Annotated in this window: 11 protein-coding genes and 1 pseudogene; 5 read left to right on the plus strand and 7 right to left on the minus strand. The window is 59.5% G+C overall.

What is annotated here, in order from left to right:
* Positions 1–8: 8 nt before the first annotated feature.
* From FHT97_RS26415 to FHT97_RS26425, 3 genes are read right to left on the minus strand one after another with little or no spacing between them, the layout of a single operon-like run.
* A complete protein-coding gene (locus FHT97_RS26415; RefSeq protein ID WP_183759042.1) occupies positions 9–935 on the minus strand; it encodes an ABC transporter permease in 927 nt (308 codons plus the stop codon).
* The gene (locus tag FHT97_RS26420; RefSeq protein ID WP_183758988.1) at positions 935–2,065 is read right to left on the minus strand and encodes an ABC transporter permease; all 1,131 of its coding nucleotides are present in this window, start codon (positions 2,063–2,065) and stop codon (positions 935–937) included. The genes FHT97_RS26415 and FHT97_RS26420 overlap by 1 nt, the downstream gene beginning before the upstream one ends.
* Before the next feature lie 17 nt (positions 2,066–2,082).
* The gene (locus FHT97_RS26425) at positions 2,083–3,207 is read right to left on the minus strand and encodes a BMP family ABC transporter substrate-binding protein (protein WP_183758990.1); all 1,125 of its coding nucleotides are present in this window, start codon (positions 3,205–3,207) and stop codon (positions 2,083–2,085) included.
* Between the two features lie 340 nt (positions 3,208–3,547).
* On the opposite strand from FHT97_RS26425, the gene FHT97_RS26430 reads away from it, so the two are divergent.
* From FHT97_RS26430 to FHT97_RS26450, 5 genes and pseudogenes are all read left to right on the plus strand, one after another.
* On the plus strand, positions 3,548–4,234 hold the full coding sequence (locus FHT97_RS26430) for a GntR family transcriptional regulator (protein WP_183758992.1): 687 nt from the start codon (positions 3,548–3,550) through the stop codon (positions 4,232–4,234).
* A gap of 519 nt (positions 4,235–4,753) precedes the next feature.
* On the plus strand, positions 4,754–6,517 hold the full coding sequence (locus tag FHT97_RS26435; RefSeq protein WP_183758993.1) for a peptide ABC transporter substrate-binding protein: 1,764 nt from the start codon (positions 4,754–4,756) through the stop codon (positions 6,515–6,517).
* Positions 6,514–8,262: a peptide ABC transporter substrate-binding protein gene (locus tag FHT97_RS26440; protein ID WP_183758995.1), complete on the plus strand. Its 1,749-nt coding sequence runs from the start codon at positions 6,514–6,516 to the stop codon at positions 8,260–8,262. The genes FHT97_RS26435 and FHT97_RS26440 overlap by 4 nt, the downstream gene beginning before the upstream one ends.
* A complete protein-coding gene (locus FHT97_RS26445) occupies positions 8,259–10,970 on the plus strand; it encodes an adenylate/guanylate cyclase domain-containing protein (RefSeq protein WP_246712793.1) in 2,712 nt (903 codons plus the stop codon). Before FHT97_RS26440 ends, FHT97_RS26445 begins: the two co-directional genes overlap by 4 nt.
* Before the next feature lie 64 nt (positions 10,971–11,034).
* Positions 11,035–11,710, plus strand: a pseudogene (locus FHT97_RS26450) (transketolase); the annotation flags it as partial.
* Between the two features lie 594 nt (positions 11,711–12,304).
* Here FHT97_RS26450 and FHT97_RS26455 read toward each other — a convergent pair.
* The 4 genes from FHT97_RS26455 to FHT97_RS26470 all read right to left on the minus strand — a co-directional run bounded on the left by FHT97_RS26455 (position 12,305) and on the right by FHT97_RS26470 (position 15,910).
* Positions 12,305–14,653, minus strand: coding sequence for a PBP1A family penicillin-binding protein (locus FHT97_RS26455; protein WP_183864731.1), 2,349 nt, complete (start codon positions 14,651–14,653; stop codon positions 12,305–12,307).
* 87 nt (positions 14,654–14,740) lie between these two features.
* Complete coding sequence (locus FHT97_RS26460) at positions 14,741–15,124, minus strand: hypothetical protein (RefSeq protein ID WP_183758999.1); 384 nt, start codon at positions 15,122–15,124, stop codon at positions 14,741–14,743.
* 325 nt (positions 15,125–15,449) lie between these two features.
* Complete coding sequence (locus FHT97_RS26465) at positions 15,450–15,710, minus strand: hypothetical protein (RefSeq protein WP_183759001.1); 261 nt, start codon at positions 15,708–15,710, stop codon at positions 15,450–15,452.
* Positions 15,707–15,910: a hypothetical protein gene (locus FHT97_RS26470; RefSeq protein ID WP_183759003.1), complete on the minus strand. Its 204-nt coding sequence runs from the start codon at positions 15,908–15,910 to the stop codon at positions 15,707–15,709. Before FHT97_RS26470 ends, FHT97_RS26465 begins: the two co-directional genes overlap by 4 nt.

The following is a 15,910-nucleotide window of genomic DNA, read 5'->3' on the forward strand; positions in this document are numbered from 1 at the left end:
GCAATCCTCTATTTCGTGAGCGACAACGCGCCGGGGGCTCCGGCAAGCGAGCGGGTCGGCGAGGACGTGGCAATCAGGATGGCGAGCGTCAGAACGTAGGGCGCTGCGTAGAACAGGTAGTAGCCCTTTGTGACGCCGACCGACTGCAGGGCAGGGCCAAGCGCACCCGCTCCGCCGAAGAGAAGTGCGGCCAGAAAGCAGCCGATCGGGTTCCAGCGCGCGAAGATTACCAGCGCCACCGCCATCAGGCCCTGCCCGGAAGAGATCCCTTCGTTCCAGGAGCCTGGGTAATAGAGCGAGAGATAGGCACCGCCGACGGCGGCGAGGGATCCGCCTACACCGGTCGCCAGCAACCGGACACGCTCCGGATTGATCCCCATCGCTTTCGCCGCATCAGTGCTGTCGCCAACCACACGCAGGACGAGACCGATCCGGGTGTTTTTGAACGCCCACCACAAGAAGAGCGCAAGCAGGCCGCCAAGGATGAACAGCACGTTGATGTTCAGGGCCGCCTGAACCTGTGGAAGATTTGACCAGGCGCCAAGCGGGATCGACGGCAGATGAGGGGCTGCCGGCTGGATGAACGGCTTACCAAGAAAGAACGCCAGTCCGAGGCCGAATTGCATCATGGCGATGCCGATCGCGATGTCGTTGACCTTGGGCCACTTGCAGATCCATCCGTGCAGCAGACCGAAGATCGCGCCGGTCCCCATCGCCGCCAAAACGCCGAGCCATGGCGAACCGCTGAGCACGGCGAGTGCGTAGGCCGTCATGGCGCCGAAGACGAGCGTGCCCTCAAGCCCGAGATTGATGCGGCCGGAGCGTTCGGTGATGGTTTCGCCAAGGCTGACGAAGATGAAGGGTGTCGAGACGCGGATCGCGCCTGCAAGGATCGCGAGGGGGACGCCCCAGATTCCAATGCCGCTTGCTTCCATCATGAGCGCCTTTTCCAGAGGTCGGGATTGAAGATCTTGAAGCGACCGTAAAAGGTCTCGCAAAACAGGATTACGACGAAGAGCGTTCCCTGCAGCACCAGCACGGTCGCGTCGGGCAAGCCCATCCGGCGCTGGATCAGCCCACCGGATGCGTCTATGCCGCCAAGCAGGATGGCGACCGGAATGATTGCCAGCGGATTGTGGCGCGCCAGGAAGGCGACGAGGATGCCGGTATAGCCATAGCCCGCGGCAAGCGAGGCATTGGCGCTGCCCTGGACAGCTGCAACCTCGATCATGCCAGCCAGACCGGCAAAGCTGCCGGCGATTGCCGTGAAACCGACGATCAGGCGGCCGACAGGCAACCCCTGGATCTGGGCCGCGCGAACGTTGCCGCCGGCGATACGCGCCGCAAAGCCATAGCTCGTGATCTCGATCAGCACCCATGAGACGATGCAGGCGACGACACCGATGGCGAGCCCCCAATGCACGTCCATTCCGGGGATCTTGCCGAGCATATCTTGCGCGGGAAGGGGAGCTGTGGAGGGTTTGTTAAGGCTCGCCGGATCGCGCAGTGGCCCTTCCACGAGCTGGTTCATCAGCGCGATGGCGATATAGGCGAGGAGTAGCGAGGAAATCGTCTCGTTGACACCGCGGTAGTGTCGCAGGAACCCTGCAAAACCAATCCAGATGCCGCCGACGATCATCGCTACCGCCGCCATCAGAACCAGGAGGAGGAGGGCAGGTAATGTTCCGACAAACGGCACGGCCGCGGCCGCAGCCGCAACGCCCCCCAATACCACTGCGCCCTCGCCGCCGATGATGACGAGCCCCAAGCGGGCCGGCAAGGCGACGCAGAGCGCTGTCAGAAGCAGCGGGGCGGCCCGACTGAGGCTGTTCTGGATCGAGAACCAACTGCCGAAGCCGCCCGTGTACATCAGTTGGAACAAGGTGGCCGGCGATTTGCCGATCACCAGAATGAAGAGGGAGAAGAACGCCAGTCCGATCAGAATTGCACCGAAGCTGATAACAACAGGTTCCGCGCGCCGTGCGAGCCATTCGAAGATGTGTCTGATTACGGACGGTCGATCGGAAGCGATCGCTATTGCAGACGTGTTTGCCTCGACTGTCATGGCGTTTCTCCCCTGGCTCAGGCCGTGGATCCGACGACGCCTTCCACCAGGTAGGCCATGCTCTCGAGCTCGATGGCATCCTCGGCATAGCTCTTGTCGGCCGTGACGACGACGTTGCCCTTGTTGTCCTTGATCGGACCCTTAAAGACGGAGAACTTGCCCGCCGTCATCTCGGCAAGCGTCGCGTCAAACTTCGTGCGTCCCTCGGCCGGCACTGCAGGTCCGAGCGGACTCATCTTGACGAAGCCATCCTTGAGGCCGCCGCGCACGAAGTTGCCGAGCTTTTCGCCGGCCTGTGCCTTCTTGACAAAATCGGTGTAGACGTTGCCCCACGCCCATTCGGCGCCGGTCAGATATTTTTCCGGCGCCAACGGACTCTGGTTTGCGTGATAGCCGCAGACGAAAGCTCCGCGGCCGGCAGCAGTCTCGACAACAACCTTCGGGCTGTCGACATGGCAGGTGATCACATCGGCGCCCTGGTCGATCAGCGCATTGGTCGCTTCCGCTTCCTTGACGGCAAGCGACCACTCGCCGGTGAAGATAACCTGGCAGGTAATCGATGGATCGACCGAGCGCGCGCCGAGCAGGAAGGCGTTGATGTTCTGCAGCACCTGCGGGATCGGCTTGGCGGCGACGAAACCGATCTTCTTGCTCTTCGAGGTGTAGCCGGCGGCAACCCCGTTCAGGTATTGGCCCTGGAAGATGTAGCCGAAATATGAACCCGTATTCATCGGGTTCTTGCCTTCCTGCCAGAGACCGCCACAATGGCGGAACTGGATATCCGGGTACTTTGCCGCCATCGCCAGCATATGAGGGTCGAAATAGCCGAACGACGTCGGGAAGATCAGCGTCGCGCCGTCGAGATTGATCATCGATTCCATCGTCTTCTGGACATCGACGGTTTCCGGTACATTTTCCTCTTCGACGATCGTGACACCCGAAACCGCCTTCAGTGCAGCCGCACCTTCGGCATGCGCCTGATTGTAGCCGTAGTCGTCCTTGGGGCCGACATAGATGAAGCCGACGGTTAGCGCGCTCTGGGCGAGGGCGCGGTCAGGCAACAGGCCCGGGGTCAAGGCGAGTGCGCCGGCTGCTGAAGCCTGAAGAAAATGGCGGCGGGTCATGGGAAGGAGTTTGGTCATCGGAATGCTCCTTGCGGCAAGGGCCGGTTCGAAAAAATGTTACAGAAAAGTGCATGCAATGAGCGTGCCAAGAGGTAAGGCATTGTTTAAGAACGCTTGTTGGTAAACGGAGAATCGCTGATGCAGAAAGTGCATACAGATTGATCGATAAAATGCATAAATAGTAATCAAAGATTACTGGATGTTCATCGGTAGGCGAAAGGTCAGGCTCTCCGCGGTTGTGAGATGGACTTAATGGTGCGGAAACAACCGATTTTACAGTCACTTCATGACTTCATTTGACTTCTTGAGCCATGGGCGCCATCTGTATGCATAGTGTCAAAGTGAGCAGATTCGCACCGTGAAGCACGCCGGCCGCAGACATGTCATCCGTACCGGAACCACTGTCGAACAGATGGTGCGGGCGATTTCCGACATGATCGTCACGGGACTGATCCTCCCCGGCGCGAAACTGGACGAAGGTTCGCTCGCAACTCGTTTCGACGTTTCGCGAACGCCGGTAAGAGAAGCCCTGCGCGAACTTGGTGCCATGGGATTGATCGATCGCGAGCCGAACCGAAGCGCCGTGGTCGCCACCGTCACGGAGACCTACCTGCATTCGATGTTCGAGGCGATGGCGGAACTCGAGGGGATCTGCGCCAGGCTGTCGGCAGCGCGAATGACAGTCGATGAGCGGCGGGCGCTGGAACTCGGGCACAAGGCGTCGATGAGGCTCGTGCATGCTGGCGCAGAAGAGGAATATTCGGTTTACAACACCGAGTTCCACACCCGGCTTTATCGAGGTGCGCACAATGATCATGTCTTGGAGATGGTGACCCAGACACGGGCGCGGCTTGCCCCCTTTCGGCGAGCGCAGTTCCGTCTCCCCGGGCGACTGGCAAAATCCTATCAGGAGCACGACCGGATTGTCACCGCGATCCTGAGAGCGGATGGTGCGGCCGCGGGGCAGGCTGCATATCAGCACGTAGAGCTTGTCAGTGATGCCAGCGCGGTGTTCGCAACAGCCGTCGCGCGGAGAGGCGCGTAGTTAAAATTCTCACGTGATGTCAATAACCTAGCTAATCGACTCTGAAATTCCCGATATTGTCCGCGGCGAGCGACCGTGGATGCCACCTTTGTGTCCTGGCTTTGGGCCTCGCTCAACATGAGGCCAGAGCGGCAATGGTTTCCGCTCTCGGCGGCCCAAAGCCGCGGTTATCAGCGTCCAGGGCCGCGTCGTCCGAAGACACTTTGCAAGGCCTTCCGGACGAGCGCCTTGAATGCGGCCTCTGTCGAGGTAAGCGGAATTTCCAGTGGATTGCCGCAGCAACCGCGAGGCGAGGTCGCCTCAGCGTGGCAGCATTGCCCGTTGGGCAACCCCTGAAGGTCGTCGAATTTTTCGACCGTCAGGCTGTGCCGCTCTGCCCTCATATTGCCAACCGACCTCGATGGGATCAACATGTGCGGTGACAAGAATACATGGAAGGAATTCAATTCAATGTTCGCATACTGACGCGCTGTGGGGTCTGGGAAGCGCGGTCGGGCAGCGCCATCGTGGGGGAGTGCGATGAGGGGGGTAGCTCGGTGTTGCTTGCGGCTCGGACAGTTTCTGGGGGCGCGTTGCGTCCTGCCGATTGTTCTTTTCCTGTCGACCGCACTTGTTCCGCTATACGCCAATTCGGCTGACAAGGCGCTGAAATTGCTGCTATGGCAGGCTCCAAGCACGCTCAATCCTCACTTGGCTCCCGGTATTAAAGACCAGACCGCCAGTCGGATCGTCTACGAACCTCTGGCCAGCTTCGACCGCGAGGGTCGCCTTGTTCCCTTCCTCGCCGCAGAAATTCCGACGCTGGAGAACGGTGCAGTAAGCGCTGATGGCCGTTCGGTCGTGTGGAAGCTCAGGCACGGCGTCAAATGGTCCGACGGGCACCCCTTCACCGCGAAGGACGTGCTCTTCACCTACAATTATATCACCAATCCAGATGTGGGCTCGGCGAGCATCGGGCCTTACAAGACCATCAACAAGGTCGTTGTTGTTGACGACTACACCGTGCAGATCACGTTCAAGGACGTTAATCCTGCCTGGGCGCTGCCCTTCGTCGGCGTCCAAGGTATGATCTTGCCCGAGCATGTATTTGCTCCCTACAACAACAGCGATGCGGCCACGGCGCCCGTAAACCTGGCCCCCGTCGGCACAGGCCCATATCGCTTGAAGGAGTTTCAGACAGAGGACGTGCTTGTCATCGGCGAGGATGTCGTCAACACCGTGAAGGTTATCTTCGAGCGCAATCCGTATTTTCGCGACGCCGGCCAGCTGAGCTTCGACGAGGTGACGCTGCAGGGCGGCGGCGACGCTTCAGTCGCGGCCAACGCCGTGCTGAAGGAAGGCGTTGTTGACTATGCCTGGAACCTTCAGGTCGACGACTCGGTGCTTAAAACACTCGAAACAGACGGAGTCGGAAAGGCGACGGTATCCTGGGGCTCCTATGTGGAGCGCATCATGCTCAACTTTACCGACCCCAGTCGCGAAACCGCCGAGGGGGAACGGTCGAGCGTACAGAATCCACATCCCGCATTGTTGGACAGAAATGTGCGCACCGCACTCGCACTTGCCATCGACCGCCAGAAGATCGCGGCGCTCTATGGCCGCACGGGCCGCGCGACCAGCAACATTCTGGTTGCGCCGGCAATCTTCAATTCGCCGAACAGCGAATGGGCGTTCGATCCCGACAGGGCCAAGGCCATCCTCGACGAGGCAGGGTGGAAGGATACCAACCGTGACGGTGTGCGCGACAAGAACGGCGTGCCTCTCAGTTTCCTGTTCCAGACGACCGTCAATTCTGTTCGCCAGCAGACCCAGGAGATCGTCAAGGCGAACTTGCAGGCGATCGGGGTCAAGCTCGAAAACAAGATGATCGACTCGAGCATCTTTCTCGGTTCCGGCTCCGACAGCACCAACTCCCGGCGGCACTTCTACGCGGATATGGAAGAATACGCCTACGGGAACAAGAGCCCCGATCCGGGCAGCTATATGATTGGCTGGACGTGCTCCGAAGCGGCACAAAAATCCAACAACTGGTCCGGGTCGAACTGGGCACGCTACTGCAACAAGGACTACGACGCTCTCTATTTAGCCTCGACCATCGAAGTCGATCCGGCCAAGCGCCGCCAGATCTTCGTGAAAATGAACGATCTGCTGGTTCTGGATAGCGCTGCAATTCCGCTGGTGCACTGGGCTGACGTCAGCGGAATTAGCAATGCCCTTGAAGGCTTCGACCCGACACCCTGGGATTCCGAAACATGGAACATCGCGGATTGGCATCGCAAATGACGACGTCACGCACGAGTATCAGTACAGCGCAATGCTCCGTTATTCTGACCGCGTTCATGCTGCTTACGGTCGTTCCACAGCAGGCGCATTCGGGTGATAGGACCCTGAAGCTCCTGTTCTGGCAGGCGCCCAGTATTCTCAACCCTCATCTCGCCCCCGGTGTGAAGGATCAGACGGCCAGCCGCGTTGTATATGAGCCACTGGCGAGCTTCGATGCCGAAGGACATCTGGTGCCGTTCCTCGCAGCAGAAATTCCCTCCTTGACCAACGGCCAGGTGGCAAGCGACGGGAGGTCGGTCACCTGGAAACTAAAGCCAAATGTGAAATGGTCAGACGGCGTCCCCTTCACCGCGAAGGACGTTGTCTTTACTTATTCCTACATCACCAACCCGGATGTAGGCTCATCAAGTATTGGAACCTATAAGTCGGTCGACAAGGTCGAAGCACTCGACGACCTGACCGTCAAGATAACCTTCAAGGACGTCGATCCCGCCTGGGCGCTCCCCTTCGTCGGCATACAGGGGACAATCCTGCCGGAGCATGTGTTTGCCCCCTATAACAACAAGGTCGCGGTCGACGCGCCGCCCAACCTGGCCCCCGTCGGAACCGGTCCTTATCGCCTCAAGGAGTTCCGCCCCGAGGACGTCCTGCTGATCGGCGAGGATGTCGTCAACACCGTCAAGATCATCTATGAGCCCAATCCTGAATACCGCGACCGGGCGCGTCTGGGATTTGACGAAGTGACCTTGCAGGGTGGTGGCGATGCGAAGACGGCCGCAAAGGCGGTGCTCGGCACCGGCGTCGTCGACTACGCGTGGAACCTGCAGATCGGCGATGCCGAGTTGCAGGAGCTTGAAGCGAAGCAGATCGGCAAGGTGGCGCTCTACTTTGGCTCCTACGTCGAGCGCCTCATGCTGAATTTCACCGACCCAAACCGTGAGACAATGGATGGCGAGCGCGCGAGCCTGCAGTTTCCCAACCCAATCCTTGCCGATGCCAAGGTGAGGCTCGCCTTGGCGAAGGCTGTCGACCGCAACAAGATCGCCGCGCTTTACGGGAGGACTGGTCGGCCAACCGCAAATCTCCTCGTCGCCCCCGTTCTCTACAATTCTCCCAACACGACTTGGGAATTCGATCTGGACAAGGCCCGCGTGCTTTTGGAGGAGGCAGGCTGGCGCGACACGAACGGCGACGGCATCCGGGACAAGAACGGCGTCCCCTTCACCCTTCTTTTCCAGACCTCCGTCAACACGGTCCGCCAGAAAACCCAGGAGATCATCGGCGCCGATCTGGCCGCGATCGGCATAAAGGTCGAGGACAAGCAGATCGACTCGAGCATCTTCTTCTCGCCTGCACCGGATATCCTCAATACCAGCCAGCATTTTTACGCGGATCTCGAGGAATTCGCGACCGGCAACAAAAGCCCCGATCCGGGAAGCTATATGGTCAAGTGGACCTGCGCGGAGGCCGCCCAGAAAAGCAACAACTGGTCCGGATTGAACGAGTCCCGCTATTGCAGCGACAAATACGAAGCGCTGTTCGACGCATCGGAAAGGGAGATCAATCCGGAAAAGCGCATTGGCCTGTTCGTGGCGATGAACGACCTCCTGATTGCCGATTCCGCGGTCATTCCCATTGTCGAGTGGGCAAACGTCCCGGGCCTTCGCAACGATATCGTCGGCTTCGATCCCACGCCATGGGACTCCGAGACGTGGAACATCGCGGACTGGCGGCGCAAGCCATGAAGGTCGAAGCTGACGGCGGGGAGCACGAGGAGCGTTTGGTCGCAAGAAATCGTCCATTCTATGTCGCCCCACTGCATGCGCTCGTCCGCGCAGCTTCGCCGGCTCTCAGAAACCTGAACATCGGCGGCAAGCTAACGGTCGGATTTGGCATTCTGGCGGCGCTGACGCTGCTCGTTGTCGGCTTGAACTATCTGGGTAGCCTCGATGCAGTCAGAAGCATCAACAGAACAACCGATCTGAGCGCCCCGAGTGCGGTCGCCTCGGCGCGGGCGCAGGCCGACTTACTACGGATGCTGAGTGCCGTCCGCGGCTATCTTGCGCTCGGTGAGGAGAGCTACCGTGACAATTACACTTCAGCAAAAGCCGCATTTCTGGAAGATATGCAGTCGCTGGAAAATCTCCTTAGAACCGGTCCGCAGCCAGGCCCCGCGGCAGACGTCGCACAGCGGATGCGCGAGCTCCACGAAAAGCTTAGCCCCTGGCAGCCGCTAACGGACCGCCTTTTCGAATTGCGCAACGATCAGCTCCGGCGCGAACCGGCCCTCAAACTGCTCGTCGCGGATGCCAATCCATTGATCGCCACAATTGTCGGAACCGCGAAAGCGCTGATCCTCGCGCAGCAGAAGCGGGACGCGACCCCCGAGAACATGGTGTATCTGGCCGATCTCGCGTCCTTTCAGAGTTCCTTTTATGCCATGGTCGCAGGGCTGCGGGGCTATGTGACGACCAAACGCGACAGCTTCAAATACGAATACGAGGCGAACTTTACGATCAACGATGCGGCCTGGAAGAACATAACGGAAGGGAATGCCGCACTGACGCCGTACCAGGAAAAGCTGATTGACAAGCTGTCGAAGACGCGAGCAGCATTTCTGCAATTCCCCGCGCAGATGTTTACTGCGGTTGAAGGCGACCATGCGCGAGAGGATCTGTATCTCTTCCGCACGCAGGCGGTACCACTTGCCGAAGGCATGCTTGGAATTCTCGACGAGATCGCCAATGAGGAACAGCAACGGCTGCAGGCAGATCTCGGTAGCGGCCGCGACCAACTCGAGACGGCCCAGCGCATTGTCCTGCTCGGCGGCGTGGCCGCGGCTTTTCTCGGCCTGATCTTGGGGCTGATTTTCCGGGAAAGCATTGCGGGACCGATCCAGCGCTTGACGGGCGTCGCCGACCGGGTTCGCCAAGGCGATCTCGCCGCGCGCGCCCAGGTCGAATCGGGCGATGAGATCGGCAAGCTGGCGACAACGTTCAACAACATGACAGAGCAACTGGGCTCCAATCTCGACGATCTCGAAAACCGCCGAAGGCAACAGGAGCAGCTCGCGCTGCGATTTCGCCGCCAGAGCGAATATCTGGCCGCCCTGCACGATACCTCGCTTGGACTGATTGCGAGATTGGATCTGACCGAGCTGCTGTCGGATCTGACGACACGCGCCGCCGGGTTGCTCGGCACGGAGCATGGCTACGTCTACCTCGTAGACGAAGCCGGGGAGGTCCTCCAGCGCATGGTCGGCGTCGGCGTCTATACGGGACAGGCCGCCGGCCAGCAGCTCAAGAGCAGGGAGGGCGTGGCCGGTGTGGTCTGGCACACAGGCGCGGCGCTTGTCATCAACGAATACGCGACGTGGTCGGGGCGGGCGGCTGCCGCTGCCCAGCTCGACGTGACGATCAGGGCGGTTATGGCCGTGCCGCTAAAGTCTGACGAACAGGTGATCGGTGTCCTCGGCATTGCCTACGACGATGCCTCGGCGCTCGAGTTTGGCACCGAAGAGGTCGAGCTTCTCAAGCGTTTCGGGCAGCTTGCGTCTATTGCGCTGGAGAACGCGCGGCTGCATACGGCCACGGAAGCCGCCAAGAGCGAGGCGGAGGAGGCGAGCATACGGATCGGCGAGCAGAACCGGGCGCTGGAAGCGGTGGCGAGCAAGCTGTCGAAATATCTCTCGCCACAGGTCTTCGCCTCGATTTTCTCCGGTAAGCAAAACGTCGAGATTTCATCCACCCGAAAGAAGCTGACTGTCTTCTTCTCCGATATCGCCGACTTCACGGCGACGACCGACAAGCTCGAGTCCGAAGAGCTAACGGACCTGCTCAATCACTATCTGACTGAGATGGCGAAGCTTGCGCTGGAATACGGCGCGACGATCGACAAATTCATTGGCGATGCGATCCTGGTGTTTTTTGGTGATCCTGAGACCAGGGGCATCAGGGAAGACGCACTCGCATGCGTCAGAATGGCGATCTCCATGCAGTCCAGGATGCAGGAGCTGCGTGCTGAATGGGCCGAAGCCGGCTTTGCCCTGCCATTCCATCTCCGCATCGGCATCAACACGGGCTATTGCACCGTGGGTAACTTCGGCAGCGCGGATCGGATGGACTATACGATCATAGGCGGCGAGGTGAATCTCGCGTCAAGATTGCAGAGCCATGCCGACCTCGGCGGCATACTTCTGGCTGACGAGACTTATGCCCTGGTCAAGGAGGAAATCGAAGCTGAGGAGCTGCCTCCTCTGACCGTCAAGGGCTTTGCCTATCCGATCAAGACGTACAGGGTGATCGGCTCTCGCATCGTCCAGGAAGCAATGAAGAACATGCTTTCGAACAGTGAGGATGGCCTGCAGTTGGATATAGACTCCGCTCTGAAAGGGACTGATCGCGAAAAGGCGATCAAGGCGCTCGAGCACTATCTGGCGACGCTGCGAAAATAGCGATACGCTCGACTTCATAGGCTGGACGCGCGCCGCATGGCGGGCCCCAAGTGCGCCTTCTTCTGGGTAGTTCCTGGTGTTTTCTGACTATTGCCGCAACGCCATCTGTGTCTCCGCCTTCATGGGTGGCCGATCAATCTACGTTCTCACCCACGTTCGATCGGTCTCGGCGAAGACGGCCCAACGCATCAGCCGGTCGAGCACCTGGCAAGCCTCCGGGCTATCCCGAACCTCCACGTCTTCCGCCCGGTTGATACGATCGAAACGCCGGAGTGCTGGGATATCGCCCTTCGCGATCAGAAGACGCCGTCCCTGCTCACTCTGTCGCGCCAAAACGTTCCTCAGCTGTGCACTGACTCCGGCAATGAAAACCTCTCCGCAAAGGGCGCCTACGTCCCGAAGGAAGCGTCGGGGCAATCGGGCGGCGACCCTAATCGCCACTGGCACCGAAGTGGCAGTCGAGGCCGCGAACGAACTGGAAGCGTCTGGCCACCCCGACGGCTGTTGTCTCGATGCCGACCTGGGATCAGTTCGACGCCCCGTCGAAAGAGTACCGGGCGCAGGTTGTAGGCCATGCCGCAAGGATCGCGGTTGAAGCGCTCGTTGCAAGTGAAGATGACGTCATCGGGATGATCGAATTTGGTGCGTCAGCACCGGCTGGAGTGCCCTACGAAAAGTTCGGTATCACAAAGCAGGCAATAGTATCCCGAGCCCTCAAGCTCATTGGGATCGCGTCATGACCGTGGACGTGTTTCAGCTCGCCATCGCGTCTTCACGCAAAAGATGCCGGGATCCTTCGCGCCGGCGAGCAACCCACCGCAATGCTAGTCGATATAGGCATCCAAGTATTGGTGGAGATCCAGCAGATCGGGCGGGATATTCCTCACGCGGCTTCACCAATCGACGCTTTTCTCAAGGCTAAGGAGATGCAAATCCTCAGGCAATAGAATCTAAGCTCCAAGTTTTTGTATCGATGGCGCGTATCCCTTCCAGAGTGTGGATCGCCGTGGACGCTAGTAACCACTTTTCATGCGAGGGGCAGTGGCAGCTTGATGCACTAGAGCACGGCCCAGTTCCGATCTTGGTAATCTCGCAAATCCCCTGAACGTCCACCCCGGAAAAAGTCGCACTCTTGAAGCACTTGGCTATTCCAGCCAAACTTGCCTTTGACCTCCAAAAAGGGCGTCTGAACGAACGGGCCCCTTCTCGACTTCAACGACTTTCAGTAACAGTGCCGATCCAAGGATCTCAGGCCAAGGAGCCGGGCAGCACGCCGGCGTAAAAAGCGATGGTGGCCCCCCAATTGGCGGCAAGGCAGAAACCCGAGGCAAGGATTACTTTTCGCAGAGCCGCCTCCCACCATAGTAAGGCTGGTATGTGCAGTCCGACGGCCGGAACGAACGGTAGCTGCGGGAGCAGGCGGTGATGTCGCAGGATTGGGGTGCGCCTTGACCGTCGTTCATTCCTCCCGTCGGCTTCGACTTATCCGGCGCAGGCTCCTTCATTGCCTCCCGCATGAAGTCCCGCCAGATCCGCGCCGGCAAGGCGCCGCCGGTGACGCCATTCATCGGCGTGTCGTCGTCATTGCCCACCCATACCCCGGCAACGAGAGGTTTCGTGAAGCCGACGAACCATGCATCGCGATTGTTCTGGCTGGTCCCGGTCTTGCCGGCCGCAAATCCACCGGGATCGGCTTCACGTCCAGTGCCGCGTTCGACCACGAGCTGCAGCAGGCCGAGAAGATCTGATTGGTAAGGCGAAAGATCGACATTCGGCACCGCTTGTGAGCCAACTCGAAACGCCTGTGGTTGCCCTGCTGCTTGAAAGTCGATGATGCCCCTTGGCTTGACAGGCGCCTTGCCAAGTTGGACAGCCGCATAGGCGCTGGTCAGATTAAGTAGGTTTACTTCGGATGTTCCGAGCGCCAGGGACGGGGTGTTGGCAAGCGGCGCATCGATGCCCAGCTCTCGAGCGGCCACAATCACGTTGTCGAGCCCCACCTCGTCGGCAAGTGAGACCGACGCGGCATTCAGCGACCGGGCAAAGGCTTCTGCCAGTGTAACCCAGCCGTGATAGCCGCCCCGGTAGTTTTCCGGCGACCATCCGTCAACGCTGATCGGTGCGTCGAGAATCCGGTCAGACAAGGTGAGCCCGGCCTTCAGGGCGGCATAGTAGACGAACAGCTTGAAGGTGGAGCCCGGCTGCCGCATTGCCGTGACAGCGCGATTAAACTGACTTGCCTTGTAGTCGCGCCCGCCGACCATGGCAACGACGGCGCCGTCCGGCGTCATCGCAACCAAGGCTGCCTGTGATGCTCCGACGGCCTTTCCTTCCTTGTCCAGAGCTTTGCTCACAACCCTTTCGGCGATCTGTTGCAGATTCGGCACCAGGGTCGTGCGCACGGTCGTCGAGCCTGGCGAGGAGCCAGCAATTTCGCTTGCTTGCGGCGAAATCCAGTCGGCAAACCAACTTCCGGAACGGGGTGTTGGCGTCGTCGGATGGAGTTTCGCGAAGCTCGCCTTGACCTCGTCGGCCTTCGATCCGGTGATCTTGCCATTAGCTGCCATCGCGTCGAGGACGACGGCACTGCGTTGTCGGGCGCCCTCGGAATTATCGATCGGGTTCCACTGGCTCGGTGCCCGCAGCAATCCCGCCAGCATGGCAGACTCCGGCAGGTTGAGGGCGCCGATATCCTTGTTGAAATAGATGCGTGCTGCGGCAGGCATGCCGGTCGCGCCGGCACCAAGATAGGCGCTGTTCAGATAGCGCGTCAGGATTTCCTTCTTCCCAAGTTTCCACTCCAGCCACAGGGCTATCACGACCTCCTGTATCTTCCGCTTTATTGTCCGATCACTCTCGAGATACTGCAGCTTGATGAGCTGCTGGGTGATCGTGCTCCCACCTTCTACCACCGAGCCGGCTTCAAAGTTCCGCAGGAGCGCCCTTGCGATACCTCTGAGGTCGATGCCGAAATGATCCATGAAACGCCTGTCTTCAATGGAGAGGACAGCGTCGATAAGCTGCGGTGGAAACTGGTCGTATTGAGCATACGCCCCTTGATACGGCCCCTGTCGTACCAGCGGTGCACCGTCAGCGGTTTCTAGCACTATGACAGGCTTCAAGGTTCCATCGCGGATCTCGCCCCACGGTACGTCCCTTAAAGCCCACCAAAGTGTGCCGCCTGCCACGAGGAGGCCGACAAGGAAGACCGATGCCAGAGCGGTTTTCCACCAGCCCGCGTTAGGTCGACTGTGCCGGCGACTCTCGCAAAGCATTGCCCGCAGACCATGAATTGCGGTCCCTGCTTTAGCCAGAGCAGCCCCCAGTCGCCTAGGGCTGCGGGGAGTTGCTGTAGTTTCCGGCCGGATTGCGGCCTTGAGCTTCGCCTTCAGGTAGGAAGCGGCTGTCTCAGCCTTGGTCTTTGCGAAGGTTGAACTTGCTTTTAAATCATGTCCCAGCGCACGCAGCAGATTGTGCGCTGCCAGTCGGCTTTGGCTAAAGGATGTGTGGGCCCGTCGTGGGTCGCGAGCAGGCGAGGCTGAACCGGCCTCATCCAATGTGTCCAAGCTGGGTGATGCTTGCGTCACGACATGGTCGGCTGAGATTCCTGGATCCGCCGTGGGGCTGGCGCCCGTACCGGGCTCGCCCGTATTTTGGTTTGAGGACTTGGGAGGGCTTTGCATCGGTTATCGCTAAAAAAACTCCTATCGAAAGTAGCGCGGGCTTATAGCGCGGCAATGCCGAATGAGCCACCGCGAAAGCGGCTCAATTTATACTTCGTGCTTTGAACGTGTCGCTGGCTCGAACGCCAAAACGCGAATGTGCGGCACGCCGAGTTTCAGCACTTCAGCATCACGTTCGCCGGTTCGCCTGTCATGTGCACATGGGCGGCCTTGGCGCGGGAGCGCGTCTGTCAACTCGCTGGTGCGGTTGATATGAATTCTGTATCTGGATATGGCTCTCGTTCCCAGCCCGAGAACCCGAACAGCTTCGCACAAATGGTTGCTGGATCCCGGCAACTTCCAGACCCAAAGGCCAGCGTTTTGAAGCGGAGCACGCGTTCCTTCGTCATCGCATGCCCGATAACCAATGACGTTTGAAATCCCGGCGCTCAGGTCCTTCAAGAGGGAGAGGATATCGGTTGTTTCAGCCATACCAAAGCTCTTGACGCAAGTCTGGAACTGGCTGGTCGGATCAAAGTACTGTGCATCCGAAGTACCCCGAGGTTTTGCCAGTCCTCTTCCTCGTAAAAGAACGGGTAGCGCGCCGGGATGCGGCGATGTCGAACACCGGCCAGGCTTCGGATCTCAGATCGACCTCGGCGCTGCTGACGATCTCGACCTGATGCGTCGGCGCGAAAAACGTCGCCGTGGCGATTGCGTTTTGGAAGACATCCGCTTTTTGGGCTATGCGGCCTTCAGGTAAAATATGAGGTCGTGAGTGTAGAGCAGGAGATCCGGCCCTTCGCGAGGACGTAAATCAGACGATGGGGGGAAAGCTGAACCGGCGTGAAAGCGGGTAGCCGGGTGCATCGTAGAGCGCACGGATCTGGTTGTGGTTGAAACGCGCCTCGTCAATCTCCAGCAAAGAGCCTCGTTGTTGACTGTGTGGCAGGTCTTCTACGGCGAACCGAAGGGCTTCGGCTGCTGTATCGAACCGCCGATAACGAGGACCGTTTATGCCGGCTTTCGATTTGCCAGCGTAAAGTCCGGCCCCGCCGGTGTAATCGAACTGAGTCATGTGATCGCCCTCGTGGCTGCGGAAGAGTGACGGAAGGGGCGGGCGGCTTCTCTGACGGTTCGCTCGCTATCTCGCAGCTTGCGTGTGCGCAGCTGCATGCCCTTTCGGAGGTTCAGGAGCTTTTCGGCATTGGAGCCGGCTTCTGGGGCCGGCGCGCGAAACAGAGTTTCTGCGAATTTCCGGGTGGTGTCATTGATCAT

The sequence above is a fragment of the Rhizobium sp. BK399 genome, assembly GCF_014194695.1.
Classification (GTDB): Bacteria; Pseudomonadota; Alphaproteobacteria; order Rhizobiales; family Rhizobiaceae; genus Rhizobium.

What these genes read in the sequence shown, in the direction of transcription:
- FHT97_RS26460 (WP_183758999.1), bottom strand. Translation starts at nt 15,124, where the DNA reads ATGGCTGAAACAACCGATATCCTCTCCCTCTTGAAGGACCTGAGCGCC.
- FHT97_RS26420 (WP_183758988.1), bottom strand. Translation starts at nt 2,065, where the DNA reads ATGACAGTCGAGGCAAACACGTCTGCAATAGCGATCGCTTCCGATCGA.
- FHT97_RS26455 (WP_183864731.1), bottom strand. Translation starts at nt 14,653, where the DNA reads ATGCAAAGCCCTCCCAAGTCCTCAAACCAAAATACGGGCGAGCCCGGT.
- FHT97_RS26465 (WP_183759001.1), bottom strand. Translation starts at nt 15,710, where the DNA reads ATGACTCAGTTCGATTACACCGGCGGGGCCGGACTTTACGCTGGCAAA.
- FHT97_RS26415 (WP_183759042.1), bottom strand. Translation starts at nt 935, where the DNA reads ATGGAAGCAAGCGGCATTGGAATCTGGGGCGTCCCCCTCGCGATCCTT.
- FHT97_RS26440 (WP_183758995.1), top strand. Translation starts at nt 6,514, where the DNA reads ATGACGACGTCACGCACGAGTATCAGTACAGCGCAATGCTCCGTTATT.
- FHT97_RS26470 (WP_183759003.1), bottom strand. Translation starts at nt 15,910, where the DNA reads ATGATCAATGACACCACCCGGAAATTCGCAGAAACTCTGTTTCGCGCG.
- FHT97_RS26435 (WP_183758993.1), top strand. Translation starts at nt 4,754, where the DNA reads ATGAGGGGGGTAGCTCGGTGTTGCTTGCGGCTCGGACAGTTTCTGGGG.
- FHT97_RS26425 (WP_183758990.1), bottom strand. Translation starts at nt 3,207, where the DNA reads ATGACCAAACTCCTTCCCATGACCCGCCGCCATTTTCTTCAGGCTTCA.
- FHT97_RS26445 (WP_246712793.1), top strand. Translation starts at nt 8,259, where the DNA reads ATGAAGGTCGAAGCTGACGGCGGGGAGCACGAGGAGCGTTTGGTCGCA.